The sequence below is a fragment of the Enterobacter cloacae complex sp. 2015409 genome (genome assembly GCF_041365315.1).
GTDB classification, from domain to species: Bacteria; Pseudomonadota; Gammaproteobacteria; order Enterobacterales; family Enterobacteriaceae; genus Enterobacter; species Enterobacter pseudoroggenkampii.
Window position 1 is genome coordinate 1,698,566 of record NZ_JBFTVM010000001.1, and the last position, 25,133, is coordinate 1,723,698.

At 54.2% G+C, this 25,133-nt stretch carries 25 protein-coding genes; 10 read left to right on the forward strand and 15 right to left on the reverse strand.

What is annotated here, in order from left to right:
* The first annotated feature begins 150 nt into the window (after positions 1-150).
* The 4 genes from ACDO57_RS08250 (at position 151) to lpp (ending at position 5,023) form a co-directional block, all read left to right on the forward strand.
* Positions 151-1,521 carry a cystathionine beta-synthase gene (locus ACDO57_RS08250; protein ID WP_061715427.1) on the forward strand — a complete coding sequence of 457 codons (1,371 nt, stop codon included), beginning with the start codon at positions 151-153 and terminating at the stop codon, positions 1,519-1,521.
* An 11-nt stretch (positions 1,522-1,532) separates the two neighbouring features.
* On the forward strand, positions 1,533-2,678 hold the full coding sequence (locus tag ACDO57_RS08255) for a PLP-dependent aspartate aminotransferase family protein (protein WP_370884119.1): 1,146 nt from the start codon (positions 1,533-1,535) through the stop codon (positions 2,676-2,678).
* A gap of 377 nt (positions 2,679-3,055) precedes the next feature.
* Entirely contained in the window at positions 3,056-4,477 is a 1,422-nt protein-coding gene (pykF, locus tag ACDO57_RS08260; RefSeq protein WP_023335415.1) for a pyruvate kinase PykF, read from the forward strand.
* A 309-nt stretch (positions 4,478-4,786) separates the two neighbouring features.
* The gene (lpp, locus tag ACDO57_RS08265) at positions 4,787-5,023 is read left to right on the forward strand and encodes a murein lipoprotein Lpp (RefSeq protein WP_001082307.1); all 237 of its coding nucleotides are present in this window, start codon (positions 4,787-4,789) and stop codon (positions 5,021-5,023) included.
* A gap of 60 nt (positions 5,024-5,083) precedes the next feature.
* Here the strand turns inward: lpp and ACDO57_RS08270 are convergent, their stop codons facing one another.
* The 7 genes from ACDO57_RS08270 to sufA form a co-directional block, all read right to left on the reverse strand.
* Positions 5,084-6,097, reverse strand: a complete 1,014-nt coding sequence (locus tag ACDO57_RS08270; RefSeq protein ID WP_090417262.1) for a L,D-transpeptidase family protein — start codon at positions 6,095-6,097, stop codon at positions 5,084-5,086.
* 97 nt (positions 6,098-6,194) lie between these two features.
* Positions 6,195-6,611 carry a cysteine desulfuration protein SufE gene (gene sufE / locus ACDO57_RS08275; protein ID WP_048991554.1) on the reverse strand — a complete coding sequence of 139 codons (417 nt, stop codon included), beginning with the start codon at positions 6,609-6,611 and terminating at the stop codon, positions 6,195-6,197.
* A gap of 14 nt (positions 6,612-6,625) precedes the next feature.
* Positions 6,626-7,846 (reverse strand): cysteine desulfurase SufS, encoded by a 1,221-nt coding sequence (gene sufS, locus ACDO57_RS08280; RefSeq protein WP_248272187.1) that lies wholly within the window; start codon positions 7,844-7,846, stop codon positions 6,626-6,628.
* Positions 7,843-9,114, reverse strand: a complete 1,272-nt coding sequence (sufD, locus tag ACDO57_RS08285) for a Fe-S cluster assembly protein SufD (protein ID WP_090417266.1) — start codon at positions 9,112-9,114, stop codon at positions 7,843-7,845. Before sufD ends, sufS begins: the two co-directional genes overlap by 4 nt.
* Entirely contained in the window at positions 9,089-9,835 is a 747-nt protein-coding gene (sufC, locus tag ACDO57_RS08290) for a Fe-S cluster assembly ATPase SufC (protein ID WP_014831592.1), read from the reverse strand. The genes sufD and sufC overlap by 26 nt, the downstream gene beginning before the upstream one ends.
* 9 nt (positions 9,836-9,844) lie before the next feature.
* A complete protein-coding gene (sufB, locus tag ACDO57_RS08295) occupies positions 9,845-11,335 on the reverse strand; it encodes a Fe-S cluster assembly protein SufB (protein ID WP_024909392.1) in 1,491 nt (496 codons plus the stop codon).
* 8 nt (positions 11,336-11,343) lie between these two features.
* Complete coding sequence (gene sufA, locus ACDO57_RS08300; protein WP_008500631.1) at positions 11,344-11,712, reverse strand: Fe-S cluster assembly scaffold SufA; 369 nt, start codon at positions 11,710-11,712, stop codon at positions 11,344-11,346.
* Positions 11,713-12,291: 579 nt separating this feature from the next.
* Between sufA and ACDO57_RS08305 the strand changes: the two genes are divergently transcribed.
* Both ACDO57_RS08305 and ACDO57_RS08310 read left to right on the forward strand, forming a co-directional pair.
* A complete protein-coding gene (locus ACDO57_RS08305; RefSeq protein ID WP_267216636.1) occupies positions 12,292-12,561 on the forward strand; it encodes a hypothetical protein in 270 nt (89 codons plus the stop codon).
* Position 12,562: 1 nt separating this feature from the next.
* On the forward strand, positions 12,563-13,054 hold the full coding sequence (locus ACDO57_RS08310) for a type VI secretion system tube protein TssD (RefSeq protein ID WP_048991558.1): 492 nt from the start codon (positions 12,563-12,565) through the stop codon (positions 13,052-13,054).
* 184 nt (positions 13,055-13,238) lie between these two features.
* Here the strand turns inward: ACDO57_RS08310 and ACDO57_RS08315 are convergent, their stop codons facing one another.
* Positions 13,239-13,967, reverse strand: coding sequence for a MerR family transcriptional regulator (locus ACDO57_RS08315; RefSeq protein ID WP_032650989.1), 729 nt, complete (start codon positions 13,965-13,967; stop codon positions 13,239-13,241).
* Between the two features lie 185 nt (positions 13,968-14,152).
* A complete protein-coding gene (locus ACDO57_RS08320) occupies positions 14,153-15,376 on the reverse strand; it encodes a diguanylate phosphodiesterase (RefSeq protein WP_032650987.1) in 1,224 nt (407 codons plus the stop codon).
* 338 nt (positions 15,377-15,714) lie between these two features.
* On the opposite strand from ACDO57_RS08320, the gene ycgZ reads away from it, so the two are divergent.
* The 4 genes from ycgZ to fdhF all read left to right on the forward strand — a co-directional run bounded on the left by ycgZ (position 15,715) and on the right by fdhF (position 18,928).
* A complete protein-coding gene (gene ycgZ / locus ACDO57_RS08325; RefSeq protein ID WP_024909397.1) occupies positions 15,715-15,954 on the forward strand; it encodes a regulatory protein YcgZ in 240 nt (79 codons plus the stop codon).
* 4 nt (positions 15,955-15,958) lie between these two features.
* Positions 15,959-16,279, forward strand: coding sequence for a hypothetical protein (locus ACDO57_RS08330; protein ID WP_048991559.1), 321 nt, complete (start codon positions 15,959-15,961; stop codon positions 16,277-16,279).
* 29 nt (positions 16,280-16,308) lie between these two features.
* A complete protein-coding gene (locus tag ACDO57_RS08335; RefSeq protein ID WP_023617825.1) occupies positions 16,309-16,587 on the forward strand; it encodes a biofilm development regulator YmgB/AriR family protein in 279 nt (92 codons plus the stop codon).
* Positions 16,588-16,777: 190 nt separating this feature from the next.
* The gene (gene fdhF / locus ACDO57_RS08340) at positions 16,778-18,928 is read left to right on the forward strand and encodes a formate dehydrogenase subunit alpha (RefSeq protein WP_370883835.1); all 2,151 of its coding nucleotides are present in this window, start codon (positions 16,778-16,780) and stop codon (positions 18,926-18,928) included.
* Positions 18,929-18,994: 66 nt separating this feature from the next.
* Here fdhF and ACDO57_RS08345 read toward each other — a convergent pair whose 3' ends face one another.
* The 6 genes from ACDO57_RS08345 to ACDO57_RS08370 all read right to left on the reverse strand — a co-directional run bounded on the left by ACDO57_RS08345 (position 18,995) and on the right by ACDO57_RS08370 (position 25,031).
* Positions 18,995-19,636, reverse strand: coding sequence for a helix-turn-helix transcriptional regulator (locus ACDO57_RS08345; RefSeq protein WP_370884120.1), 642 nt, complete (start codon positions 19,634-19,636; stop codon positions 18,995-18,997).
* Between the two features lie 51 nt (positions 19,637-19,687).
* A complete protein-coding gene (locus tag ACDO57_RS08350) occupies positions 19,688-20,206 on the reverse strand; it encodes a fimbrial protein (RefSeq protein ID WP_370883836.1) in 519 nt (172 codons plus the stop codon).
* 5 nt (positions 20,207-20,211) lie between these two features.
* On the reverse strand, positions 20,212-21,159 hold the full coding sequence (locus ACDO57_RS08355; RefSeq protein WP_370883837.1) for a fimbrial protein: 948 nt from the start codon (positions 21,157-21,159) through the stop codon (positions 20,212-20,214).
* An 11-nt stretch (positions 21,160-21,170) separates the two neighbouring features.
* A complete protein-coding gene (locus tag ACDO57_RS08360; RefSeq protein ID WP_370884121.1) occupies positions 21,171-23,699 on the reverse strand; it encodes a fimbria/pilus outer membrane usher protein in 2,529 nt (842 codons plus the stop codon).
* Between the two features lie 44 nt (positions 23,700-23,743).
* Positions 23,744-24,421 (reverse strand): molecular chaperone, encoded by a 678-nt coding sequence (locus tag ACDO57_RS08365; protein ID WP_248164169.1) that lies wholly within the window; start codon positions 24,419-24,421, stop codon positions 23,744-23,746.
* Positions 24,422-24,500: 79 nt separating this feature from the next.
* Complete coding sequence (locus ACDO57_RS08370; RefSeq protein WP_148769554.1) at positions 24,501-25,031, reverse strand: fimbrial protein; 531 nt, start codon at positions 25,029-25,031, stop codon at positions 24,501-24,503.
* Between the last annotated feature and the right edge of the window lie 102 nt (positions 25,032-25,133).

A 25,133-nucleotide genomic window follows, 5' to 3' on the forward strand; every position in this document is an offset into this window, starting at 1 on the left:
CTCACATCCAGACAACTTTACGTCTTGCTGTCCTGACTTCCAAAAATGACATTTATATTCCTTTCTGATCTAAAGAGCAGTGAATGGTTCTTTATTGAGAAAATTTCACCGCCCTATCATCCCGTCATGACATCCAGAAAGGAAAACATCATGACGATTTATCACTCCGTCACTGAACTGATTGGTCGTACCCCGCTGATCCAGCTGCATAAGCTTGATACCGGTCCCTGCTCGCTGTTCCTGAAGCTGGAGAACCAGAATCCGGGCGGTTCGATTAAGGATCGCGTTGCGCTGTCGATGATTAACGAAGCGGAACGCACCGGGCAGCTGCAGCCGGGCGGCACGATTATTGAGGCCACGGCGGGCAATACCGGCCTCGGTCTGGCCCTGATCGCCGCCCAGAAAGGCTACTCGCTGATCCTGGTGGTGCCGGACAAAATGAGCCGCGAGAAGATTTTCCACCTGCGCGCGCTGGGTGCCCAGGTGGTGCTGACCCGCTCCGACGTCAACAAGGGCCATCCTGCCTATTACCAGGATTACGCCCAGCGTCTGGCGAACGAACTGCCCGGCGCGTTTTACATCGACCAGTTCAATAACGAAGCCAACCCGCTGGCGCACCGCACCACCACGGCGCCGGAACTGTATGAACAGCTTGACGGCAAAATCGACGCCATCGTGGTGGGCGTCGGCTCAGGCGGCACGCTGGGCGGCCTGCAGGCATGGTTCGCCGAGCACTCTCCACACACGGAGTTTGTCCTGGCCGATCCGGCCGGTTCCGTTCTGGCCGACCAGGTGGAGACCGGACGCTACCACGATGCGGGCTCCTGGCTGGTTGAGGGTATTGGCGAAGACTTTATTCCGCCGCTGGCCCACATTGAAGGGGTGAATCGCGCCTGGCGTATCACCGACCGGGAAGCGTTTATCACCGCGCGCGAGCTGCTGAAAACGGAAGGCATTCTGGCGGGCTCCTCCAGCGGCACGCTGCTGGCGGCCGCGCTGAAGTATTGCCAGGCGCAGACCGCGCCGAAGCGCGTGGTGACCTTCGCCTGCGACAGCGGCAATAAATATCTCTCGAAGATGTTCAACGATGACTGGATGCGTCAGCAGGGACTCATCACGCGCCCCCAGGCCGGCGATCTCTCTGACTACATTGCCCTGCGCCACGATGAAGGCGCCACCGTCACCGCCGCCCCGGACGACACGCTCTCCACCGTCCTGGCACGGATGCGCCTGTATGACATCTCCCAGCTGCCGGTGCTGGAGAACGGCAAGGTGGTGGGCATTATCGACGAGTGGGATCTCCTGCGGCACATCGGCGGCGACGGCGATCGCTTCGCGCTTCCGGTGACGGCAGCCATGACGCGTCAGGTGGAGTTCCTGGATAAACACGCCCCGGAAAGCGCCCTGAACGCCATCTTCGACCGCGGTCTGGTGGCCGTGATTAATGACAACGACCGTTTTCTCGGTCTGATTACGCGCAGCGACGTTCTGACCGCCTGGCGCAACCGTCTTCAGCAATAAAGGAATAGATGATGAAAAACCTGGCTACCCTGAGCGTCCACAGCGGCGAGTTTAACGACCAGCACGGCGCCGTCATGCCGCCGATTTACGCCACCTCGACTTTTGCGCAACCCGCGCCCGGCGAGCATACCGGTTATGAGTACTCCCGCAGCGGCAACCCTACCCGCCATGCGCTGGAAACGGCGATTGCCGAACTGGAAGGCGGCACGCGCGGCTACGCCTTTGCCTCCGGTCTGGCGGCCATCTCCACGGTGCTCGAACTGCTGGATAAAGACAGCCACATCGTCGCTATTGATGATGTATACGGCGGCACATACCGTCTGATCGAGAACGTGCGCAAGCGCAGCACCGGCCTGCAGGTCAGCTGGGTTAAACCGAACGACTTAGCCGGGCTTGAGGCCGCCATTCGCCCGGACACCCGCATGGTGTGGGTCGAGACGCCAACCAACCCGCTGCTGAAGCTGGCGGATCTGGCGGCCATCGCGGCAATCGCCCGTCGTCATAACGTCATCAGCGTGGCGGATAACACCTTCGCGTCGCCGGTTATTCATCGTCCGCTGGAGTCGGGTTTCGACATTGTGGTGCACTCCGCCACCAAATACCTGAACGGCCATTCTGACGTGGTGGCCGGGCTGGCGATTGTCGGGGACAACAAGGAACTGGCGGATAAGCTGGGCTATCTGCAAAACGCGGTGGGCGGCGTACTGGATCCGTTCAGCAGCTTCCTGACGCTGCGCGGTATTCGCACGCTTGCGTTGAGGGTCGAAAAGCACAGCACCAACGCGCTGGCGATTGCGCAATGGCTCGATCAGCATCCTCTGGTCGAAAAGGTGTTCTATCCCGGCCTGGAATCACATCCGCAATATCAGCTTGCCCGTACGCAGATGGCCCTGCCCGGCGGGATGATTTCTGTCGTGGTCAAAGGCGATGCGCAACGCGCCACCGAGGTGATACGCAGCCTGAAGCTGTTCACCCTCGCGGAAAGCCTCGGCGGCGTGGAAAGTCTGGTGAGCCAACCTTACAGCATGACGCACGCCTCGATTCCGCTGGAGCAACGCCTGGCAAACGGCATTGTGCCGCAGCTGATCCGTCTGTCAGTCGGGATTGAAGATCCCAAAGACCTGATTGCCGACCTCAGCCAGGCGCTGCAGAAATAAGCAAATGGCGGCAGGTCTATCACCTGCCGCCACAAGTTGTCATCATGGCTTAACGCCTTGATAACAATATTATGAGAAACAGCACAGATTATTTCTGAAACACCGTTTCCATTTTCCTTTTATCTTAAAATCAGCGTATAATGCGCGCCAAATCCCTGGTGAATGGTTTCAGCGCTTGGAATACAAAAAACAACGTACAACTTCTCCACTCCTTCGTTGGGCTGTCACTCAGGCACACTTTCTTCTGCACGCTCATTTGATGTCTCCTATCCTTAGTGCGTGTCATATACTCTTTTGCAACACAGGTTTGACTCCGCGGCGGTGCGCCCCCGGAGCGAGATTTCCATATCCTTCCCAACTTAAAGACTAAGACTGTCATGAAAAAGACGAAAATTGTTTGTACTATCGGCCCGAAAACCGAATCTGAAGAGATGCTGACCAAAATGCTGGACGCCGGCATGAACGTGATGCGTCTGAACTTCTCCCACGGCGATTACGCAGAACACGGTCAGCGTATCCAGAACTTGCGCAACGTAATGAGCAAGACCGGTAAAAAAGCCGCGATCCTGCTGGATACCAAAGGTCCAGAAATCCGTACCATCAAACTGGAAGGCGGTAACGACGTCTCTCTGAAAGCGGGCCAGACCTTCACCTTCACCACCGACAAATCCGTTGTCGGCAACAGCGAAATCGTTGCAGTGACCTACGAAGGCTTCACCAGCGATCTGTCCGTCGGTAACACCGTGCTGGTAGACGATGGTCTGATCGGTATGGAAGTCACCGCGATCGAAGGTAACAAGGTTATCTGTAAAGTGCTGAACAACGGCGACCTGGGCGAAAACAAAGGCGTTAACCTGCCGGGTGTCTCTATCGCACTGCCAGCCCTGGCTGAAAAAGACAAACAGGACCTGATCTTCGGTTGCGAGCAAGGCGTTGACTTCGTTGCTGCCTCCTTCATCCGTAAGCGCTCCGACGTGGTTGAAATTCGTGAGCACCTGAAAGCCCACGGCGGCGAGAAGATCCAGATCATCTCCAAAATTGAAAACCAGGAAGGCCTGAACAACTTCGACGAAATCCTCGAAGCGTCTGACGGCATCATGGTTGCACGTGGCGACCTGGGCGTAGAAATCCCGGTCGAAGAAGTGATCTTCGCGCAGAAGATGATGATCGAGAAATGCGTGCGCGCGCGTAAAGTGGTTATCACCGCAACGCAGATGCTGGACTCCATGATCAAAAACCCACGCCCAACCCGCGCTGAAGCAGGCGACGTGGCAAACGCCATCCTCGACGGTACTGATGCCGTTATGCTGTCCGGCGAATCCGCGAAAGGTAAATATCCGCTGGAAGCGGTGTCCATCATGGCCACCATCTGCGAACGTACCGACCGCGTAATGAAAAGCCGTCTGGACTACAACAACGACAGCCGCAAGCTGCGCATCACCGAAGCAGTATGCCGCGGTGCAGTAGAAACGGCTGAGAAACTGGAAGCGCCACTGATCGTGGTTGCCACCCAGGGCGGTAAATCTGCTCGCGCGGTGCGTAAATACTTCCCGGATGCGACTATCCTGGCTCTGACCACTAACGAAACCACTGCCCGTCAGCTGGTGCTGAGCAAAGGCGTGATCCCTCACCTGGTGAAAGAGATCGCGTCTACGGATGATTTCTACCGTCTGGGTAAAGAAGTGGCGCTGGAGCTGGTGGATCGTGGTCTGGCACAGAAAGGTGACGTTGTGGTCATGGTTTCTGGTGCGCTGGTACCAAGCGGCACCACCAATACCGCATCTGTTCACGTGCTGTAATAATTTCCGAACGAATTAATTTTGATAAAAAGCGCCCGCCGGGCGCTTTTTTTATTCCTCGCATTAGCCAAAGTCATTCAAATTGCAAATCGGGTTTTTCTATTTAATTGCGAATTATCTAAGATGAATCCGATGATAAATGCCTTTTTTTACTTAGATTTTTGCCCGAAAAGGGCTGATTCGATGCTTCTTTGAGCGAACGATCAAAAATAGGTGTATTCCCATCAAAAAAATATTCTCAACCCAAAAAACTTTGTGTAATACTTGTAACGCTACATGGAGATTAACTCAATCTAGAGGGTATTAATAATGAATCGTACTAAACTGGTACTGGGCGCGGTAATCCTGGGTTCTACTCTGCTGGCTGGTTGCTCCAGCAACGCTAAAATCGATCAGCTGTCTTCTGACGTTCAGACTCTGAACGCTAAAGTTGACCAGCTGAGCAACGACGTGAACGCAATGCGTTCCGACGTTCAGGCTGCTAAAGACGACGCAGCTCGCGCTAACCAGCGTCTGGACAACCAGGCTACTAAATACCGTAAGTAATAGTACCTGTTAATAAAATGGCGCACATTGTGCGCCATTTTTTTTGCCTGCGTCAAACCACTACTGCGTCACCTTCTCCCCTTCATCTTCCGCTACCGCTGCGGACATCCGACTGTTCTGCACCGACAACACGCTATTGCTGGCTGACGGGCCGCTGCCTGACGACACGATAACCGGGATCCCGGCACGGCGTGACAGGGCTTTATCAATCAGCGCCTTGTCGCTTCCCGCCTGAGAAACAAAGGTGGCAAAGTCTGCGGAATGGGTAATGGGCGAGACCTGCGGGTTTTCTCCCTCAGCCTGCGCCAGCGGGCGGTGGACTTCAATATAGCGTTTACCATCCGGCTCCACAGAGAACTTAACGGGTTCATTGATAATCTGTACCCGCGTGCCCACCCGCACCTGTTCGAACAGGGCTTTGATGTCCGGGGCATTCATCCGCATACAGCCGGAGCTGACCCGCAGGCCGACGCTGTCCGGTGCGCTGGTGCCGTGGATGAGATATTCCCCATTGCCCACGCCTAAACGCAGTGCGAAGCGTCCCAGGGGGTTATTGGGCCCGGCAGGTACCACCGGAGGTAATTTAATTCCCTGCTCCAGAGAGCGTGCTCTGATGCCCGGCGTAGGTGTCCAGGTAGGATTAGGGATTTTCTGGCTCACGCGCGTGGTCGTGACCGGCGTTTCCAGCCCCAGCTGTCCGATGCCGAGCGGGAAGACCTGAACGATGTTTTCTCCCGGCGGGAAGTAGTAGAGCCGAAGCTCTGCGAGGTTCACCACAATGCCCTCGCGCGGCGTGTCCGGCAGCAGCATCTGCGACGGGATGGTAATCACGGTTCCCGGCGCAGGGTTTACCGGCGCAATGGTATTGTTCGTTTCCAGGATCACCTGTGCCGCCGTATTAAACCGACGGGCGATGGTCTGCAGCTTATTATCCCCTTCCTGTATCGTGTAGGTTTGATTTTGCCCAATCAGACGACTGCCTGCGGGCGGCAACGGATAGTCCATCGCGCGGGCCGAATTAAGGGCGCCGAGCGAACTGAGGAGTAATAGAGTTATTAGAGACGCGCGCTTCATGCTGAGATTCCTTATTCACTGACAGAACGCCAGAAAGCTGAAAAACCAGCGAGGCGGGAACCACCTCGCGAAACAGAATGAATGCTGTTCTGTAAGTCTAGCTAAGGATTGCAGCTTTGGCGCGGATGGCGCGAATCATCGCTTCCAGTCCCTGGGAACGAGACGGGGTGAGGTGTTGGGTCAGGGCCATTTTTTCAAACCACGGGCGGACATCAAACGCGACAATATCCTGCGCCGACATCCGGTGATAAAGAATAAAGACGACCGCAATAAGCCCTTTTACAATGGCCGCATCGCTGTCGCCGTGCAGTTCGACAGTGCCGTCATCCGACTGCGCCATCACAATCCACACCTGGCTCTGACAGCCCTGAATACTGTTCTCCGGGGTATGCGCCTCTTCGCTGAGCGGCGGCAAGCGCTGTCCCAGCTCAATGATATAGAGATACTTCTCTTCCCAGTTTGCGCAACGCGAGAAGTTACGCAGCAGTTTATCTTTGTCCGGCAGTTCTGCCATCTTTCGCCTCTCCGTTAGCCCAGCAGCTGATGAATGCGCTTAAGCCCCGCCACCAGCCTGTCGACCTCTTCCGTTGTGTTGTACATCACCAGCGACGCGCGGCACATTGCCGGTACCTGGTAAAACGCCATCAGCGGCATGGCGCAGTGGTGCCCGGTACGGACCGCCACGCCGTAGTTATCGAGGAAACTGCCCACGTCATAGGCGTGATGTTTCCCGAGATTGAACGCGATCACCCCTTGCCGGTCGGCAGGCCCGTAGAGGGTCAGATCCGGCACGCCGGCAAGCTCCTCAAGCGCATAGTGCATCAGCAGCTGTTCGTACTCCTGAATGCTATCAAGGCCGATTGAGGAGACATAAGAAATCGCCGCTCCTAAACCGATAATCCCACCGGTGTTGGGCGTGCCCGCCTCAAAACGCCACGGCGCGCGCGCATAGGTGGTGCCTTCCGTCAGGCTGACGGTGGCGATCATCGACCCGCCCCCTTCCCACGGCGGCATCGCCTGCAGGATCTCTTCTTTCACATACAGCACGCCAATCCCGGTCGGCCCGTAGAGCTTGTGGCCTGAAAAGACGTAGAAATCGCAGTCCAGCGCCTGGACGTCAACCGCGTGATGCATCACCGCCTGGGCACCGTCAATCAGCACCTTTGCACCTGCCTGATGGGCCTTTTCGACGATATCTGCCACCGGGTTTTCCGTCCCCAGCACGTTGGAGACCTGGGTGACCGCCACCAGCCGCGTTTTATCGTCAAGCAATGCGTCTAGCTGCTCGAGCTGCAGCGTCCCGTCGGCATTTAACGGGATCACCCGCAGTTGCGCACCCACGCGCTCGCAGAGCATCTGCCACGGCACGATATTGGCGTGGTGCTCCATCTGGGTGATGATGATGTTATCCCCCGCGTGAACCTGAGCGTTGCCCCAGCTGTTAGCGACAAGGTTAATCCCTTCGGTGGTTCCGCGCACGAAGACCAGTTCTTCCGGCGAGCGGGCGTTAAGGAAGGCGGCCAGCTGCGTACGCACGTTTTCCATTCGCTGGGTCGCCTCGGCGCTCAGGGTATGAATACCGCGATGCACGGCGGCATAGCCGTGGCGATAAAACTCGGCTTCCGCATCCACCACCTGATTCGGCTTCTGTGCGCTGGCCGCGCTGTCCAGATAGGCCAGCGGCAGACCGTTTACTTCACGGGTCAGAACCGGGAAATCTGCCCGTACTTTCTCGACGGGAAAACTCATGCTTCGCCTCCAGGCAGGCGCTGACCGATCCGATCCAGCACCTGCAGTTTTAACTGACCATCGTGCAGCGCTTCCGTCAGTTCGGCGGCAAACGCGTAGATAATCATTTTCTGCGCCGCCTGCTGGTCGATGCCGCGCGAGCGCAGGTAGAACATCTGCTCGTCGTCGATTCGCCCGACCGTCGCACCGTGGCTGCATTTGACGTCGTCGGCGTAGATCTCCAGCTGCGGTTTAGTGTCCACTTCCGCAAGGCGGCCTAACAGCAGATTATTGTTGGTCATCTGCCCGTCGGTTTTAATGGCGTGCTGCGCCACGTTAATCAGTCCGTTAAACACCGCGCGGCCTTTATCACTGACGATGGTTTTGTGCAGCTGGCGGCTGTTGCAGTAGCCTTTGTTGTGCTCCAGCCAGGTGCGCGTGTCGCACACTTCCGATTTAACCGGCATCGCCAGGCTGTTGATGCGCAGCGTGGTGTTTTCACCGTTAAGCTGCGTGCTGGTGTTGTGGCGCAGCACCGCCCCGCCGAGCAGGAAGCTGTGGCTGTACGCCGCGGCATCCTGGCCAAGGACAATGTCGTTATGGGCAAAGTGGTGGCTCTGCGCATTCTCAAACGCCAGCTTGACATGATGAAGCTGCGCATTCGCGGCAACATTCATCGTCAGACGCGATCCGGTAAAGTGACGCGTCTCATTGAGGCTGACGTAATGTTCGATGACCGTGGCCTCCGCCCCCTCCGCCAGCTCCAGATGGTGGCGATAGTGCGCGGTATTGATTTCATCGCCGTTCAGCCCCTGAGTGATGTGCATCAGCAGCAGCGGTTTTGCCGGACGCTGGTTACGCTTCACGCGGATGTGCGTCACGCTGCGGGCCAGACTCTCGGTCAGGTGCAGGAAGACCTCAGGCTGAACCGGGGCGCTCAGGCGCTGGCGATCGTCGTTTATCTCAATCTCAAAGCCGCTCTCCTGAACCGTGTCGCTCAGTTCCGGACGGAACTGACCGTCGACGAACACCAGGCGCAGGGCATCGACACGCAAGGCCAGCGCGTCGCGCTGTACTGGGGTGAGATCCGCCAGACGAGTCACAAACTCGGCGTTCAGCAGACCCTCAAGCGGGGTGTATTTCCAGTTCTCGTGCTTACGCGTCGGCAACCCGAGACGCAGCATTTGCTGGAGATGCTGCTGCGCCTGCTCGGAGCGCGTGCCCCCCTGGGCTTCAAACAGCCGGTGCCACTGCTGGAGCGCATTACTGCTGTTCGGTAAGCCAGCCATAACCCTGCTCCTCCAGTTGTTTAACCAGCGTGAAATCACCGGATTTCACAATACGTCCCTGGTAAAGCACGTGGACGTAATCCGGCTTGATGTAGTCCAGAATGCGCTGGTAGTGGGTGACGATAATAAACGAGCGCTTGCCGTCGCGCAGGGAGTTCACTCCGTCAGCGACAATCTTCAGGGCATCGATGTCCAGACCGGAGTCGGTCTCATCCAGAATGCACAGCTCGGGTTCCAGAACCGCCATCTGCAGAATATCGTTACGCTTTTTCTCACCGCCGGAAAAACCAACGTTCACCGAGCGGGTCAGCAGATCTTCCGGCATTTTCAGCAGCTTAATCTTCTCTTCCATCAGATCCTGGAAGTCGAAGCGGTCCAGCGCCTCCAGCCCGCGATACTTACGCACCGCATTCAGCGCCGTCTGCAGGAAGAACTGGTTGCTGACGCCCGGAATTTCGACCGGGTACTGGAAGGCCATAAAGATGCCCTCGCCCGCACGGTCTTCCGGCGACATCTCCAGCAGATCTTTGCCGTTAAACTCGACCGAGCCGTGGGTCACCTCATAATCTTCGCGCCCCGCCAGCGTCGCAGAAAGCGTACTTTTCCCGGAACCGTTCGGCCCCATGATGGCGTGGACTTCCCCCGGCTTGACGTCAAAATTGAGGCCACGCAGGATGGCTTTGTCTTCTACGCTGACCTGTAAATCTTTAATGCTTAACATGTGCTTTCCTTAACCGACGCTGTGTTCAAGACTAATGGCGAGGAGTTTCTGGGCTTCAACGGCAAATTCCAGCGGCAGTTCAGAGAACACATCCTTACAGAAGCCGTTAACGATCATCGAGATGGCGTCTTCTTCGCTGATCCCGCGCTGCAGGCAGTAGAAGAGCTGATCTTCTCCTATCCGCGACGTGGTCGCCTCGTGTTCAAGCTGGGCCGTGTTATTACGGCATTCGACGTACGGGAAGGTATGCGCCCCGCAATCTGCGCCAATCAGCATCGAGTCACACTGGGTGAAGTTTCGCGCATTGGTGGCCGTCGGCATGATTTTCACCAGCCCGCGATAGCTGTTCTGGCTGTGACCGGCGGAGATGCCTTTCGAGATAATGGTCGATTTGGTGTTTTTACCAATGTGGATCATCTTGGTGCCGGTATCGGCCTGCTGATGGCCGCTGGTGAGCGCCACCGAGTAAAACTCGCCGATGGAGTTATCCCCGCGCAGAATGCAGCTCGGGTATTTCCAGGTGATGGCCGAGCCGGTTTCGGACTGGGTCCACGACATCTTGCTGTTTTCGCCTTCACAGAGCGCGCGCTTGGTGACGAAGTTCAGAATACCGCCGGTATTGCCGTCGCCCGGGAACCAGTTTTGCACCGTGGAGTATTTCACCTCGGCATCTTTGTGGATGATGACCTCCACCACCGCCGCGTGCAGCTGATAGCTGTCGCGGACCGGGGCGGAGCACCCTTCTATATAGCTGACGTAGCTGCCTTCATCTGCGACCAGAATCGTGCGTTCGAACTGGCCGGTTTTTTCGGCATTGATGCGGAAATAGGTGGAAAGCTCCATCGGACAGCGCACGCCTTTCGGCACATAGATAAAGGTGCCGTCCGAGGCTACCGCCGCGTTGAGCGCCGCAAAGAAGTTGTCGTTAGAGGGCACCACAGTCCCAATGTACTTTTTCACCAGCTCCGGATGATCGTGAATCGCTTCGCCGAAGGAGCAGAAAATGATCCCCTGCTCTGCCAGCTTCTCTCGGTAGGTGGTTGCCACCGAGACGGAGTCGAAAATGGCATCCACCGCCACCTCTTTCCCTTCGCGCACAGGCACGCCTAGCTGATTAAAGGCTTCTTCCACCTCTTTGCTGAGGAAGCTGTTCTCCGCGCCGGTTTGCTGCACCGCGCCGGGCTGCGAGGCGCAGGTGTCGTCACAGCTGCCGCAGGAGGGCGCAGAGTAGTAGCTGTAATCCTGATAGTTCAGCTTGTCATAATGCGCTTTCAGCCAGTGCGGCTCTTCCATTTCCAGCCAGGCGCGGAAGGCGCTCAGGCGAAACTCCAGCATCCACTCCGGCTCGTTACGTTTCGCAGAGATCGCCCGCACGACATCTTCATTGATGCCTTTTGCCAGCTCATCGGTCTGCAGCTGGGTGAAGAACCCCTCTTTATAGTTGAGGTGCCCGCCGCTCCAGGTATTTACTTCACTCGTTGCTTCAGTATTACGAGACATAGTTCCGCCTATACCCCAAAGCTTTCGCCGCAGCCGCATTCGTTCTGGGCTTTCGGGTTATGAAATTTGAATAACTGGTTTAAGCCTTCGCGGACGTAGTCCACTTCGGTGCCGTCAATAAACGGCATGGCCTGCAGCGCGACGTACAGTTTCGCGCCGTCGGTCTCGAATACCAGGTCATCTTTCTCGGGTTCGGTGACAGTATCGAGCACGTAGCCAAAACCCGCGCAGCCGGTCTGTTTGACGCCTAAACGCACGCCGAGGATCTCGGGCTTTTTCGCCACCAGCTCGTGAATATGTGCCGCCGCCGCTGGCGTGAGCGTTAACCCGCGCCAGGCAAAATCGGCTGGATTAAAGGTTTCTGAATGCAGTTCCATAGGTCCACCTCATCTGATAAGCCATCAGGGCATAACACCATGTTAGTGATAACGATTATCACTTCAACCCTCTGTCAGCAGGGGCATTCGGTTAAACCGCCCTTTTTGCCTACTTTTATTAAGCATAGACCCTGTGGCAGGATGCAGGCAGGATGGATTTAATTGTTCAATGCATTGATTAATAATGCATTTCGTTGTGTCATTTTTGACGGAGAGGAGAAAAGTAAAATATGCATCGGAAATGCCTATTTTTGAGATAGCCTCTTTGATTGTCGTGAACTCAGTCTAACAGATGCGATTTGGCGCACTAAAAGAAGGCCAGGGCTTCAGGTGCCCGGCCAGCAAGCGCTCCTCAGCAGTAGACAACCTGTTGATGCGAGTCTTTTTCTGAAAATCATACGCACACTCTGGAACACATTATTAATCACTGTAGCATTAACCACACTCTTGCAAAGGAAGTAAGGTGGCATATGGCGTTACAGGGGATGATGATTCATAACGCGCTAATGAGTACATCGCTTATTCAGGTTCCATGCATGCGGTCACTCATGGCGCGAGGATGGGTGGAGGTAGTAGCGGGTGGCTACATTAACAAACCTTGCTCGTAGGGCAAGTAAAATTATTTACGTTCTCATTTTATTACTCGCTCTTGGTCATATGCTACCAGGCCCGGAGTTATATATTAACTATGATGTAGCCAGAACAACAGCAATCATTATCGCCGGAAATGAAAATGCAGAATCAATGTATGATGCCTATTCACTTATTGACTGGCTTACAATGCTAATTATCGCTACCCCTCTCTATATTTTAACAATGAAGTTAATCAAAAAATTAAGGAGACAATAAAATGCCTATACCTCCCTATATGTGGCTTAAAGACGATGGCGGTGCAGATATCAAAGGATCTGTTGATGTACAAGATCGTGAAGGTAGTATTGAAATTATCGGTCTGAGCCACGGTATAAATTTACCCGTTGACAGCGCAAACGGCAAAATCACCGGCACCCGCCAGCACTCATCCATGATGATCGAGAAAGAAGTTGATAGCTCTACGCCATATCTTTACAAGGCTGCAGCAACTGGGCAGACGCTGAAAAGCGCAGAAATAAGGTTTTATCACATCAATGATGCAGGTCAGGAGGTTTGCTACTACACCGTTCTTATGGAGAATGTGAAATTAACTGGCGTCCACTGTAGCGTTCCGAATATTAAGCTGGCGGGGAACGATAAAATGAATCACATAGAAAGTGTCAGTATTCAATATGAAAAAATCACATGGAGAATTCTTGACGGTAATATTCAATTTTCAGATGCATGGAATGAGCGCCATACTCGCTGAGTATTAATAAGGGGACACCGTCCCCTGTTGAACAAGTTGCCGACAGCAAAGCCCCCAGAAAAAAGCAGATGCCGTTTAAAATTAGCCGGGTAAATCTCATCCGCAGGAATAATGCCTATTCTTAAGATAGCTTTTTGCAAGGAAAGTGACAAAGACAAAAAAAGGCCCTCAAGGCCTCTTACACTCAGTGATGAAATGAGACAGCAAACCCCTGCTCACGCCAGTGGTCAAGCTGTTCCTGCTGGCGAGGCGTTGGGGATTTCCCCGTCCAGACAAAGATTTTTTGCCCCGGGAAGAGTTCAGGACGCGGCGAGTCAATGGGCTCTGCCAGCACGTCAATGTGCCAGCCCTTTTGCGACAGGCGCGCGGCTTCCAGCCACAGGTGGGTGCGATCATCACATTCCCAGCCAATCAGGAGCGCGTCTTTTCCGGCTTTTTTGCGGGACTCCGCCAGGCTTGCAATCGCAAATTCGATCAGTACGCCGTCAAACAGGCTCGCCATGTGACGCACGGTATTTTGATCCTGGTTCATACGCTGACGGACGGGAGAGATAATATTGTCAATCAGCGCATCCATCGCGTGATCGCGGCGGAATTCACCTATTTTGGCCCGCAGCTTTGCAGGACTGGCGTAGCGCAGAACGGTCATCATCTCTTCCTGGAACGAGACCCAGTTGCCCTGCGTCAGCACTTCCTTGTTTTCCAGCAAGGCTTTAACTTTTCCGACCGAAACGCCGCTTTTCATCAGGCGTTTGATCTCTTCAATGCGCAGGATATCTTCATCGTCAAACTGACGATGGCCCCCTTCGCTGCGCTGCGGCTTCAATAATCCATAACGGCGCTGCCAGGCACGCAGCGTAACGGGGTTGATACCGCATCGTTCGGCCACTTCGCCGATACTGTAATAGGCCATTAACTCCCTCACGCTCAGAACTTCCATACCTAACTGCACCAACCTTATCAGATTGTACACATCATTTGTATAACTAAGACCGCATTTTGAACGGGCGAACGGGGTTCTTTTCCATCCACCTGTTAATACATTGTTGTATAAAATTTGCCGTTCGTACAGTTAAGTCTGCCGGATTGTGTACAGCTTTATCCGAAGTCGAACTTTTTCTCCGGCCACGCAATCGCGGGAATACCCCCGTGTCTTGGGCTGGCAAAAAGATGTCCCTGGAACTGGGAAATCCCCGCGGACTCCAGCCACATCCACTCTTCCGCCTTCTCTACGCCCACCGCGCAGAACTGGATCTCAAGCGAGGAACAGCATTTGATAATCGCCTGAATAATGGCCTGACGAGGGCCACTTTTATGCACGTTCGCGACCAAATCGCGATTAATCTTAATTCTGTCCGGCTGGAACTGGGCCAGCAGCTGCAGCCCGGCAAAACCGGCACCAAAGTGATCGATCGTCACGCTGATACCCGCACTTTTTAGCTGCCTGACCGAATCCGTGAATTCATCAAAACGAGATATAGCTTCGCTCTCGGTGAACTCCACCACAATTTGCTCGGGCACAAACCCATTAGCTTCAATCGCGGTGAGCAGGAAATCCACGGCGTTAGGAATGTTTACCAGCGTCATGGGCAGCAGGTTCAGGGATAACGTCTGGTCCTGTAGCCCCAGCGCGCTGGCCATAGAAAGTGCCACCTGCTTGCTTTGCAAATCAGACGTGTACACTTCGTCACGCGGGCGGCTGGCGAAATAGGCCCCCGGCGAGTCACCGTCAGGAGTGCGCAGAAGCGCCTCCCAGGAGACAACCTGCTGCATAAACGGATCGACTATCGGCTGGAACGCAAAGCTGCAATCCGCCCCTTTCGCAACCACCTCAGGCTGCGCGGACAGGCGCGTTTCTTCGCGAACGAATTCCCAGGAATCCGCAGGCGGCAGTTCAAAATAGTTCGCTTTTTCCGTGGCCTCAACAAAGGTGCGGAAAAACTGCAGCGGGCGGTCGTTATAGGTCAACTGGTAGCGTGTCGTCCCCTTATTGAGCACCTGCTGCAGCACCTCGTCCCTGTCGAAGTGGCGCAAGTCAAAAAGCTCCATGCCCACGTTGCCAAAACGCCGGACAGGGCCGTGATCGCGCATTAACTCGACCACGTTATGGTGGCGCGGGTCGTTGCAGATCTGCTCATAGATAGCAGAAACCTGCTCCACCGGCCCTTCAAGCAATTGAAAAAAGTGTGTGCCGTTAAACAGCAAGATCCCCGTGACATTGGATTGCCGATTTTTACGATTTGCAGCAGCGACCATTGATTCCAGCGCTTTCACCGGAACGTCCTCGCAGATATGACTGCGGTAAATGATGGTTGTGAGCATGCTTTTCCTGGGGTTAGGGTTTTGGCCACAGTAGACGTGGGTAATTTTCACTTATAGCACATTAATTGCCTGACAAATAATTTACATCTCAATCATTTACGGCAGTTGATGGGACCGTTCTTCTCGATTGTATAACTTACCAGCGCCCGACCTTTTTGTACAATATATCCTGTCACATTACCGATTCATGACAAGCCAGTAACACAATGAAAATAAAGTAATTTATAAAATATATCATAAAAACATTAAAAATCTGTACATTTTATATGTACAGATTTAGGAATTGTGTATACCTTAATTGTAACGTTAGTGATTACAAAATTTTACAGGAGCGAAACATGCAGCAGAAAGGTTACGCCACAGATTCCGCAGCAGCAATCGCACAGTACTTCGAAAAAGCCGCGCTCCCTACCCAGCAGGAGACGCTGGGCCAGGTGGTTGTAGAAATTCTCAGCGACGGGCGAAACCTAAATCGCAAATCGCTCTGTACCAAACTGCTCAGCCGCCTCGAAAAGGCCGATGGCCCGGAAGAGGAAGAGCATTACCACATGCTGCTTGGTCTGCTCTTCGAACGGTAACGTGATGAATAGCAGTGACGCAGACCGACTGATCGACACGCTTATCGGTGAAGCCGTTCTTTCTCTTCTGAAAGAGCGGGGGCCAGTGACAACCGAAGGATTGCTGCAGCGTCTGCGGGTAATGAAAGAGCATGAAAAGGATCCCCAGCGGCGGGAGACACTTGCGGTGGTGATTGCCGATATCGGCTCAAACAGCATCGCCTTTACACGTCGCAGAACCGCGCAAGGACGAACGAACAGAGAGGGACCTCTCAACGATAACCGAGACAATGTAGTGCCGTTATTTGGAAGTGGAAAACCGTCCGACCCCAAAAAAATACATTGACTGCAATTTAACAGCTACGGTGAGAACAAATGAGACAAAATATTCAGCTTCAACCCGAATACCATTCTGCTTTTTTAGACAGTGCGCTGTCGGAATATTTCCGTCACGCAGGCGATCGTTTTGCTGAAGAGTCCGCTGTTTTTTCTACTGCAGTACGCTGTGTTCTGGCCTCCGAAGGTCATCTGTCCAATAAAGCGATCATCCTCTGGCTCATTCAGACGCTGGAAGCCACAAACGACGTGGTTCAGGCGGATGTGATTCGTAAGACGCTGGAAATCGTGGTGGGTTACACGATGGACGATCTCTAAGTTCCTGCTCGCCACGCCCCTAACGTGTCATCGTCAAAACTGACGATCGGCCTGACGATGACACGCGTCTTTCCCGCTTAACACCCTGTAAAACCAGCAAAGCCAACCTGGCACGGTTCCTGCTTAACACCGTTTACGGGACTGGATTGTCCAGTCAACTTTGCTTCATTTCTTAACAGGTCTGTTATTGATGAAAAAGATCGCCAGCGTCTGCCCCTACTGTGGTGCAGGCTGTAAATTAAACCTTGTCGTTGAAAATAACCGTATCATCCGTGCCGAAGCGGCAGAGGGCGTCACAAACCAGGGCACCCTGTGTCTGAAGGGCTTTTACGGCTGGGACTTCCTCAACGATACCCGTCTGCTCACCCCGCGCCTGACTCAACCGATGATCCGCTACCACAAAGGCGAGGCTTTCACCCCCGTTACCTGGGAAGAGGCTATCCGCTACACCGCCCACAGGCTCAGCAGCATTAAAGCGCAGCACGGGCCCCGGTCGATCATGACCACCGGCTCCTCCCGCGGAACCGGCAATGAAACAAACTATGTGATGCAAAAATTTGCCCGCGCGGTGCTGAACACCAACAACGTGGACTGCTGCGCGCGCGTCTGTCATGGCCCTTCCGTGGCCGGTTTACAGGAAACGCTCGGCAACGGCGCCATGAGCAACTCCATCAACGATATTGAAAACTCAAAATGTCTGCTGGTGTTTGGCTATAACTGCGCGGACTCCCACCCTATCGTCGCCCGGCGCGTGCTGAAAGCGCGTGAAAACGGCGCGAAAATTATCGTTTGCGATCCGCGGCGCATCGAAACGGCGCGTATCGCCGACCAGCATCTGCAGCTGAAAAACGGCAGCAACATGGCGCTGGTGAACGCCTTCGGCTACGTGCTGCTGGAAGAGGAGTTGTACGACAAAAGCTACGTGGCGCGCTTTACGGAGGGGCTTGAGGCCTACCGGCAGACGGTGAAAGACTATGCGCCGGAGAAGGTTGAGCATCTTACCGGCATTCCCGCCCGCGACGTTCGCCAGGCGATGCGCACCTTCGCGGCGGCCCCTTCCGCCACCGTGATGTGGGGTATGGGCGTGACCCAGTTTGGTCAGGCTGTGGATGTGGTCAGAGGGCTTTCCAGCCTGGCGCTGCTGACCGGTAATCTCGGTCGCCCTGCCGTCGGCGTTGGGCCGGTGCGCGGTCAAAATAACGTCCAGGGTGCCTGCGACATGGGCGTGCTGCCGAATATGTTCCCCGGCTATCAGGATGTGACCGATCCGGCGGTCAGGCAGAAGTTCGCCGACGCCTGGGGGATTGACGTCAATAAAATGGACGATCGCGTCGGGACGCGCATTACCGAGGTGCCTCATCTGGCGCTGGAAGGCAAGGTCAAGGCCTACTACATCATGGGGGAAGATCCGCTTCAGACCGAGGCCGACCTCGGTCTCGTTCGCAGCGGTTTTGAGGCGCTCGACTTTGTTGTGGTTCAGGACATCTTTATGACCAAAACGGCAGAAGTGGCGGACGTTCTGCTCCCTGCCACTTCCTGGGGTGAACACGGTGGCGTCTTTACCTGTGCCGATCGCGGATTCCAGCGTTTCGGCAAAGCCATCGAAGCCAGCGGCAACGTGAAGCGCGACTGGGAGATCATCAGCCTGCTCGCCACCGAGATGGGCTACCCGATGCATTATGACTCCGACCAGCAGATCTGGGATGAGATGCGCGAGCTGTGCCCGCTCTTCTTCGGCGTGACGTATGAAAAAATGGGCGAGATGGGCCACGTGCAGTGGCCGTGCCCGACGCTGGATCATCCGGGCACGCCTTACCTGTACAAAGACAATCAGTTCGATACCCCAACTGGTAAAGGACAGCTCTTTGCCGCACCGTGGCGCGCGCCGGCGGAAACCCCGGATGAAGATTTCCCGCTGGTGCTGTGTACGGTACGCGAGGTGGGACACTACTCCTGCCGTTCGATGACCGGGAACTGCGCTGCGCTGCAGAGTCTGGCCGACGAGCCGGGCCGGGTGCAAATGCACCCTGCCGATGCGGAAAAACTGGGCATCAAGGAGGGTCAACTGGTCTGGGTACGTTCACGTCGCGGTAAAGTGATTACCCGCGCCAGCATCAGCGAGCGTATCAACAAGGGCGCGGTTTATATGACCTATCAGTGGTGGATTGGCGCCTGCAACGAGCTGACCCAGGATAACCTTGACCCTATCTCCAAAACGCCGGAAACGAAGTACTGCGCGGTGCAGCTGGAGGCGATTGAGGACCAGCGCTGGGCGGAGGATTTTGCAGCGTCGGCGTATCAGTCCATGAAGTCGCGGCTGATTAGTGCGGTGAATGTCTGAAGAAATGTCGGGTGGCGTCACTGCCACCCGGCAACTAAACGACTACAGTCCCACCGTCTCTTCCGCTCATCCGTCGAAACCGATCAGATGGTCACGCAATTTGTTCGGGTAGGCATTTTTTTCGACCATCCTGTGAATGAGCGCCATAAGCTCATAATCACTGCGCAGATCGAATTTTTGCATCAGCAAATACTTATGCGTGAATATCGTTTTATCACTCGTCCTGAGTACATCAGCAATCTGCCCTACCGAGAATCCTCTGTAAAAATTCACCATGACGCGGATCTGCTGCGGCGAAAGTATTTTATGCCGGCACTCGAAACAGCCGTTATGCTGCCAGCGATATCCCGGCAGTTGCGTACGGTACCATGCAATAAAGAGCATCTCGCTAACCTGACCAAGCGGGGCGCGGCGGGAGATAAAAATGATATCCTGAAAACAGGATGTAAAAGCGGAAAAACGCCGCTCATCGTCCACCAGCCCAATCACAATCCCTTTTTTTCGCGCTTTCAATTCAGGAACACAGGTCAGCGTTTCCCCGGGGCATAGAGCGAGAATAATAATATCCGCGGCACTGACGCTGTCATAAGTAAGCTCAGTGTCAAAATGAATGTGATGCCTGAAATTATGCAGGAAAAAATCCACAAGAAAATATTGCAGGCCATTTTTAAAAAAAGAATCCGGTTCTTTAATCAGGATATTCAACATATCAATTACCAACATCTGCATATCAATAAGGACAACCAACGCGCGTGCCGATCAGTTGTATTGCATCGTCATGACCACGACGGCACTGATGCTCCCCGGCGTCGCACCGCCGGTGACAGATTTGACTGATGCCTGCATGACCATCGTCGCGGTTCTGTCTGACGCAATAGTCTGCGTAATGCTTGTCCCTGTGCCCTTTAACGCACCGGTTGCGGCCTCGCTCATCGCAATCGCGACGTTCGTGGCCGAACCGCTGTTCATGTAGTAACTCGCCCCCGAGACGGGATCGGGGTTGCCGGTAAAGGAGACCGTAACGCTGCGCGTGCCTGCCGGACACTGGGTAAACGGCAGGCTAAAAAACACAGGATCGGATGTCGACCCCGGCGTGGCCATATTGGATGCCTGAATATTGCCGAGGTTAATATCCAGACTGGTATTGCCCCCATTGAATACGCAGGGAGAGGCAATAATATTGCCGGCGACGCTGACGTTAACGCTATCCGCTGCAATAACATTGCCGCTTATTACTGCCGCGATGAACGCTGCCGTGCGCATTATATTCATCATCATCCCCTTTACTGGTAGGTCAAATTTAAGGTTGCTGACGCATTTGCGGTACCGGGTTCTACCGTCGTTTGCGTCTGGTAATAACGCGCCGTTAATGGGAACGCTTCCTGCCCCCCTGACGCAAGCTTCAGCGGCAAACGCGCATTGAGGGTGAGCGGTGTACCGTTATAGAGCAACTGAACGCCAACCCCTTTCGCCGTACCGGTATTACCCTGCCCCGTAAGCGCGAGCACGCTGGGTGTTGCAACGTCAGGATTCTGAATGCCGCTGAGTGATACGTTGACGTTAGCCCCCGCATCGCAGTTAAGCCCGAGATTTTGCGTATTTTGAGCGCCAGCCGGTGTGGTGCCTATCGTTGAGCCAAAAAGCGCGGCAGAAATATCGCCTATCGGAAATGTCAGTTGCGGTGTTGTAATATTGCAGGCCAGTACATTAATGGTTCCGCCCAGCAGGGTGGTCGTCAGGCCATCACGGTAAACGCCGTCACTGCCCTGCAGCATCACTACCCCCAGCACGCCCGGCGTCAGGGACCCCGACGAGACCGGTCCGGTAACGATAAGTTCTATTTTACCGCCCCACCATTCGACATAACTTGCCTGCGCATTATAGGAAAAGGTATTGGCCGGGTTTTCAAAATAATTACCCGACGAAAAACGCACGCCTATACCGTTTACATTCGTGTCATAAACATGATTACCGTAAGCACTCGGTGTCGCATTCAAATACCGCATGCTAAAACCCAGCATTAATGGATTGGCACACCCCGTTAAATAGGAACCGGTTATTGTCGCGTTTCGCGAAAATAATACGGTTCCAACTGCCACGTCACGTTGAACCGTAATTGTACCGATGGACAAAGTTGATTCCTGCGGCGTAATCGTCGTGCAGGTTCCTGCATGAGCACTGTTCCAGCCTGCTGCGATACACAGCAGGAATATGATGTTAATTAAGCGCATGTTAAAAAACCCTAAAGACAATTGACGTTAATTTCGGTAATTCCCCCCGCCGACGGCTGCGGGGAAAGCACGTAAGGTGCGCGGCATTGCCGTTCGCTTTCCGCTCCCCACGTGACGAAGACGGTTCCCTGAGTATCCAGGCCGGTGAGATAAGCCTGGCCTTTATCGCCAACAATAACGCTGCTGCCGTCGGCGCCCTTAAGGCTTGCCATCGCGCCAAAGGGAACAAACTGGCCGTTATGCAGTAAATTAAATAACACCCGCCGCCCCACCTTCGCCTTATAGTCGGCCAAAACGATCGCGCCACGCGTCGGCGTCACCGTCCGGGTATTAATATCCAGCTCAACATCATCCGGCAGACTTTCCGGGGCAAGGGTGATGTCATTTTTACGGTATACGGAGAGATTGCTGACCACCGTATATCCGCGGTAATCCGTTTTAACGCCCGCCTGATTGCGGATATCGACGCCGTGTGCGCCCGGCGCGCTAATCAGAACATTGGTCTCGCCCAGGGGTTGCGAAAGCGTGATCCCCTCTCTGTGAGCAAGAATGCCCCCTTGCAGGCCGTAATTAAGGCGCTCGCTGTTTTTATCGTAGCTGTAGCCCGCCGTCGCTTCGCCGTAGGTTCCCTTATAATCACCGTTCAGATTGCCCGTGTAGCCGACGCCGTCCGACCCAAAGCCTTGCTGCACGTTCCAGTTCAGGGCGTGGTTTTCCAGTGCTACGCCGTTCAGGCCGATGTTGTGGGTGGTGCCGTTATTCTTGCTGGCGCTCACGCCATAGTTAGCCCAGGTCTGCGGCAAAAACTTCTCCAGCGGGATACTGACGTTAAAGGCCAGCAGCTGATCTTTGTCGTACCGTTTATTGTTATCATATGAACCCGCACTGCCGTTTTTACTGTAGGTCCAGGTGAGTCCGTAACTGATGTTGTGCCAGTAGTTGTTGTAGCCCAGGCTGTATGACGCCATTGTTTTACCCGAATTCCAGTAGTCTTCACGGGCCGCGCTCAGCGTCAGCGAGCCAAGATTACCGCCCAGCGTCTGGCTCATCGTAAGTTCGGCGCGGTTTCGGCGTCGGTCCTGAAGCGCGGAGCTGTCACCGTACGAATCAAGGATCTCCTGCATACCGTAGTAACCGCTGGTCGAGTAGCGGTAACCCGCAATCGAGAAATGGGTTCCGGTCCCCACAATGTTTTTGCTGTATCGTGCACGCCAGGACTGGCCATTGGATTTCTCACCGCCCTGCGGGGTGGACCAGGCCTGGGTCATGTCCGCAGAAATAGCGCCGAAATCACCCATGTTTTTTCCAAGCCCGGTGGCGATCGACTGATATTTACTCGACTCCTGCAGCCCGCCATACAGCGTTAGCCCATACGGCAGACCATAGATCCCGGTGATTTGCCCGAAAGGTGTCTTATCGACGCTGCCGTTATAAGAACGGTATTGTCCTCCGGTTACTGAATACTTGAGCCGTCCTTCGCGCTGTAAAACCGGTAATGACGCGTACGGGAGAGTGAAATGTTGCTCACTGCCATCAGCCTCTTTAACGGTGACGTCCAGATCCCCTGCGCCGCCCGTGGGGTACATATCGGTAATCTCAAAAGCGCCTGGCGCCACGTAGGTCTGATAAATCTGATAGCCGTTCTGCCGCACCACCACCTGGGCATTGGTGCGCGCGATCCCCCGCACCACGGGTGCATAGCCTTTCAGCGAATCCGGGAGCATGTCATCATCCGAAGCCAGCTGTCCGCCGCGAAACGGCATACTGTCGAACACGTCGGCTGGCGCGGAGCTATCCCCCAGGGTGAGCTGCGCTTTGAGCGGAATAATGGCCCGCTGCGCATAGGTGTAGACGGTATCCCATTTGTCCTGACCGGTTTCATCCCGCGACCAGGTGGTGTAATTTCGCAGTCGCCACGGTCCAACGTTGAGACCCGGGCGCAGGTTGGCATATTGACTGTTGCTGTTTTTACTGCCGTTTTGTTTTGCCCGGCTGTTTGCGCCACTCAGGCTGTAATTCAACATGGCGGCGGCGATCCCTTCATCCCATAGCGCTGGCGAGACATACCCGCGTGCCGGCATATCAATGGCGGCCTGAGGAATGCTGACGATCAGTCGCTGCGCGGCAAACTGAAAATCCGTGCTGGCGTGAGGAATAGCCTGAAGGTTGACACAGGACGCGTCCTTACTGGCTAAGTCGGGAAAAAGCGCGGTTTTGACGCCCCATCTGTTGAGCTGTTCAATACTCAGACAAGGCTTAAGGCTATCGCCCTCTTCCCCACTTTTTACTGCGGTAAAATCAATATCGCTGGTCTCGATGAGTTGGTCGTCAAGGATGATGTCAACGTGGTATTTCCCTGGTGCCTGCGAACCTGATTCAAAAGCAGATAAATCAGCTTTACCCGTGCCCGGGTTGTCCAGTTCAACCAGCTCGGCGTTGAACGAATCACGGGCATAAACAGTCTGCATTGCATTTACCAGCGCAAAGGCGATACAGATCGCCAGACGCGCAGGCTGCATTTTTTTAGTTTTCGTTGCCATCATCATTAACCTGACCTGCTATGAGGATCGCCGCTTTTGATGAATTAAAAGCTGGCCTGATACATTCTTCCGGGGCTGCCGTAATCATTAATGACTTTGAATGAAATGTGGTTACCATTGGCACCTGCGGGTAAGCTAAATACCGTCGTTGCACCCGGTGCCACCCAGGAGACCTCATCCAGTTTTTTATCACCGACGCTTATTTCATTAAAGTTGATGACATATTGCGTTGGATTGGTGACCTTGAGCTTATTCCCGCTACGCGACCAGGTTAATTTATTCGCTTGTTCTTCCGGCGTTGTTCCCTTCAGACCTGACGGGCGATAAATAAGCTTGATGCGCGTTTTGACAGCAATTTGCAGTGAATTTTCCTGTTTTGAGGCAGACGGTATGGCTTTAATATTCAGCCAGAAAAGACTTTCTTTATCCTGGGGTAGTGAACCCGAGAGTAAAATACGTTCAATGTTTTGCTGCCCGCCATCCAGTCGATATAAAGGCGGCGTTACAATAAAAGGTGCTTTATTAGCATTACCCTCTGGCATGTCAACCCAGGACTGGATTAAATAAGGCACGCTATCAGCATTATTGATACTGATTGATGCCTCTTTTTTCCCACCATCAAAAATAACGCGGGTACCGCCAATAATGACCCCGGCATAAGCGTTCGAAAACGATGCTGTCAGGGCGGCCGATATGAGCAGGGCCTTGCTAATAAAATGCATGTTACACCTCTTGAAACACGGGGGCAGAAACTGCCCCCACGCAGAACGTCATGGAACCGACTCGTGTTCTGCTTAATGACTAGTTATAAACAACGGAGAAATTTGCCACGGAGTTTGCAGGACCGGCCGTCACCGATGCCGCCGTTGAAATATACTGCGCGTAGAAATTCAGCGTATTATCGGCGGTGCTGCTTAGCACATAGCTATAGCTGTTACTGCCGTGCAACGGCAGATCCGCTTTATCAGCGGTCATCAAATTAATAGCAACACCCGTTGCCGCTCCGGCGACGGAGGTATCAATAGCAAGCAGATCGGCGTTAGTCAGATCGGGCGTACCGTCAAAACGGACTTTGGCACTGTTGACCGTAACCGGGCAGTTCTTCAGGACGATGTCGAATTTCGTTGCCGCAGTGCGGGAGCCTGTTGCCGGAAATTCTGTTTTATTGTAATCGCCTAATACCACCACCTGATTTTGAGAAGCAACCGCGACATCGCAGGCAGAATCCAGGATGTTACCGTTAAAATTAACGGTTCCTGCAGCAGCGAGTGCATTGCTCATCATTAAGGCAGAACCTGTCGCAACCATCGCTAAAATAATGTTATTTTTCATAATCTTCATTTTCCTGTTTACGGGATAACTTTATTTATTATTAAAACTCACGCAGCAGAAAGTTGATAAATAAATCACAGTGGATTCATCTTCTTTATAATT

Bases quoted from the DNA above. Each gene is read 5' to 3' on its own strand.
- ACDO57_RS08250 (WP_061715427.1), top strand. From the start codon at position 151: ATGACGATTTATCACTCCGTCACTGAACTGATTGGTCGTACCCCGCTG.
- ACDO57_RS08255 (WP_370884119.1), top strand. From the start codon at position 1,533: ATGAAAAACCTGGCTACCCTGAGCGTCCACAGCGGCGAGTTTAACGAC.
- pykF (WP_023335415.1), top strand. From the start codon at position 3,056: ATGAAAAAGACGAAAATTGTTTGTACTATCGGCCCGAAAACCGAATCT.
- lpp (WP_001082307.1), top strand. From the start codon at position 4,787: ATGAATCGTACTAAACTGGTACTGGGCGCGGTAATCCTGGGTTCTACT.
- ACDO57_RS08270 (WP_090417262.1), bottom strand. From the start codon at position 6,097: ATGAAGCGCGCGTCTCTAATAACTCTATTACTCCTCAGTTCGCTCGGC.
- sufE (WP_048991554.1), bottom strand. From the start codon at position 6,611: ATGGCAGAACTGCCGGACAAAGATAAACTGCTGCGTAACTTCTCGCGT.
- sufS (WP_248272187.1), bottom strand. From the start codon at position 7,846: ATGAGTTTTCCCGTCGAGAAAGTACGGGCAGATTTCCCGGTTCTGACC.
- sufD (WP_090417266.1), bottom strand. From the start codon at position 9,114: ATGGCTGGCTTACCGAACAGCAGTAATGCGCTCCAGCAGTGGCACCGG.
- sufC (WP_014831592.1), bottom strand. From the start codon at position 9,835: ATGTTAAGCATTAAAGATTTACAGGTCAGCGTAGAAGACAAAGCCATC.
- sufB (WP_024909392.1), bottom strand. From the start codon at position 11,335: ATGTCTCGTAATACTGAAGCAACGAGTGAAGTAAATACCTGGAGCGGC.
- sufA (WP_008500631.1), bottom strand. From the start codon at position 11,712: ATGGAACTGCATTCAGAAACCTTTAATCCAGCCGATTTTGCCTGGCGC.
- ACDO57_RS08310 (WP_048991558.1), top strand. From the start codon at position 12,563: ATGCCTATACCTCCCTATATGTGGCTTAAAGACGATGGCGGTGCAGAT.
- ACDO57_RS08315 (WP_032650989.1), bottom strand. From the start codon at position 13,967: ATGGCCTATTACAGTATCGGCGAAGTGGCCGAACGATGCGGTATCAAC.
- ACDO57_RS08320 (WP_032650987.1), bottom strand. From the start codon at position 15,376: ATGCTCACAACCATCATTTACCGCAGTCATATCTGCGAGGACGTTCCG.
- ycgZ (WP_024909397.1), top strand. From the start codon at position 15,715: ATGCAGCAGAAAGGTTACGCCACAGATTCCGCAGCAGCAATCGCACAG.
- ACDO57_RS08330 (WP_048991559.1), top strand. From the start codon at position 15,959: ATGAATAGCAGTGACGCAGACCGACTGATCGACACGCTTATCGGTGAA.
- ACDO57_RS08335 (WP_023617825.1), top strand. From the start codon at position 16,309: ATGAGACAAAATATTCAGCTTCAACCCGAATACCATTCTGCTTTTTTA.
- fdhF (WP_370883835.1), top strand. From the start codon at position 16,778: ATGAAAAAGATCGCCAGCGTCTGCCCCTACTGTGGTGCAGGCTGTAAA.
- ACDO57_RS08345 (WP_370884120.1), bottom strand. From the start codon at position 19,636: ATGTTGAATATCCTGATTAAAGAACCGGATTCTTTTTTTAAAAATGGC.
- ACDO57_RS08350 (WP_370883836.1), bottom strand. From the start codon at position 20,206: ATGATGATGAATATAATGCGCACGGCAGCGTTCATCGCGGCAGTAATA.
- ACDO57_RS08355 (WP_370883837.1), bottom strand. From the start codon at position 21,159: ATGCGCTTAATTAACATCATATTCCTGCTGTGTATCGCAGCAGGCTGG.
- ACDO57_RS08360 (WP_370884121.1), bottom strand. From the start codon at position 23,699: ATGGCAACGAAAACTAAAAAAATGCAGCCTGCGCGTCTGGCGATCTGT.
- ACDO57_RS08365 (WP_248164169.1), bottom strand. From the start codon at position 24,421: ATGCATTTTATTAGCAAGGCCCTGCTCATATCGGCCGCCCTGACAGCA.
- ACDO57_RS08370 (WP_148769554.1), bottom strand. From the start codon at position 25,031: ATGAAAAATAACATTATTTTAGCGATGGTTGCGACAGGTTCTGCCTTA.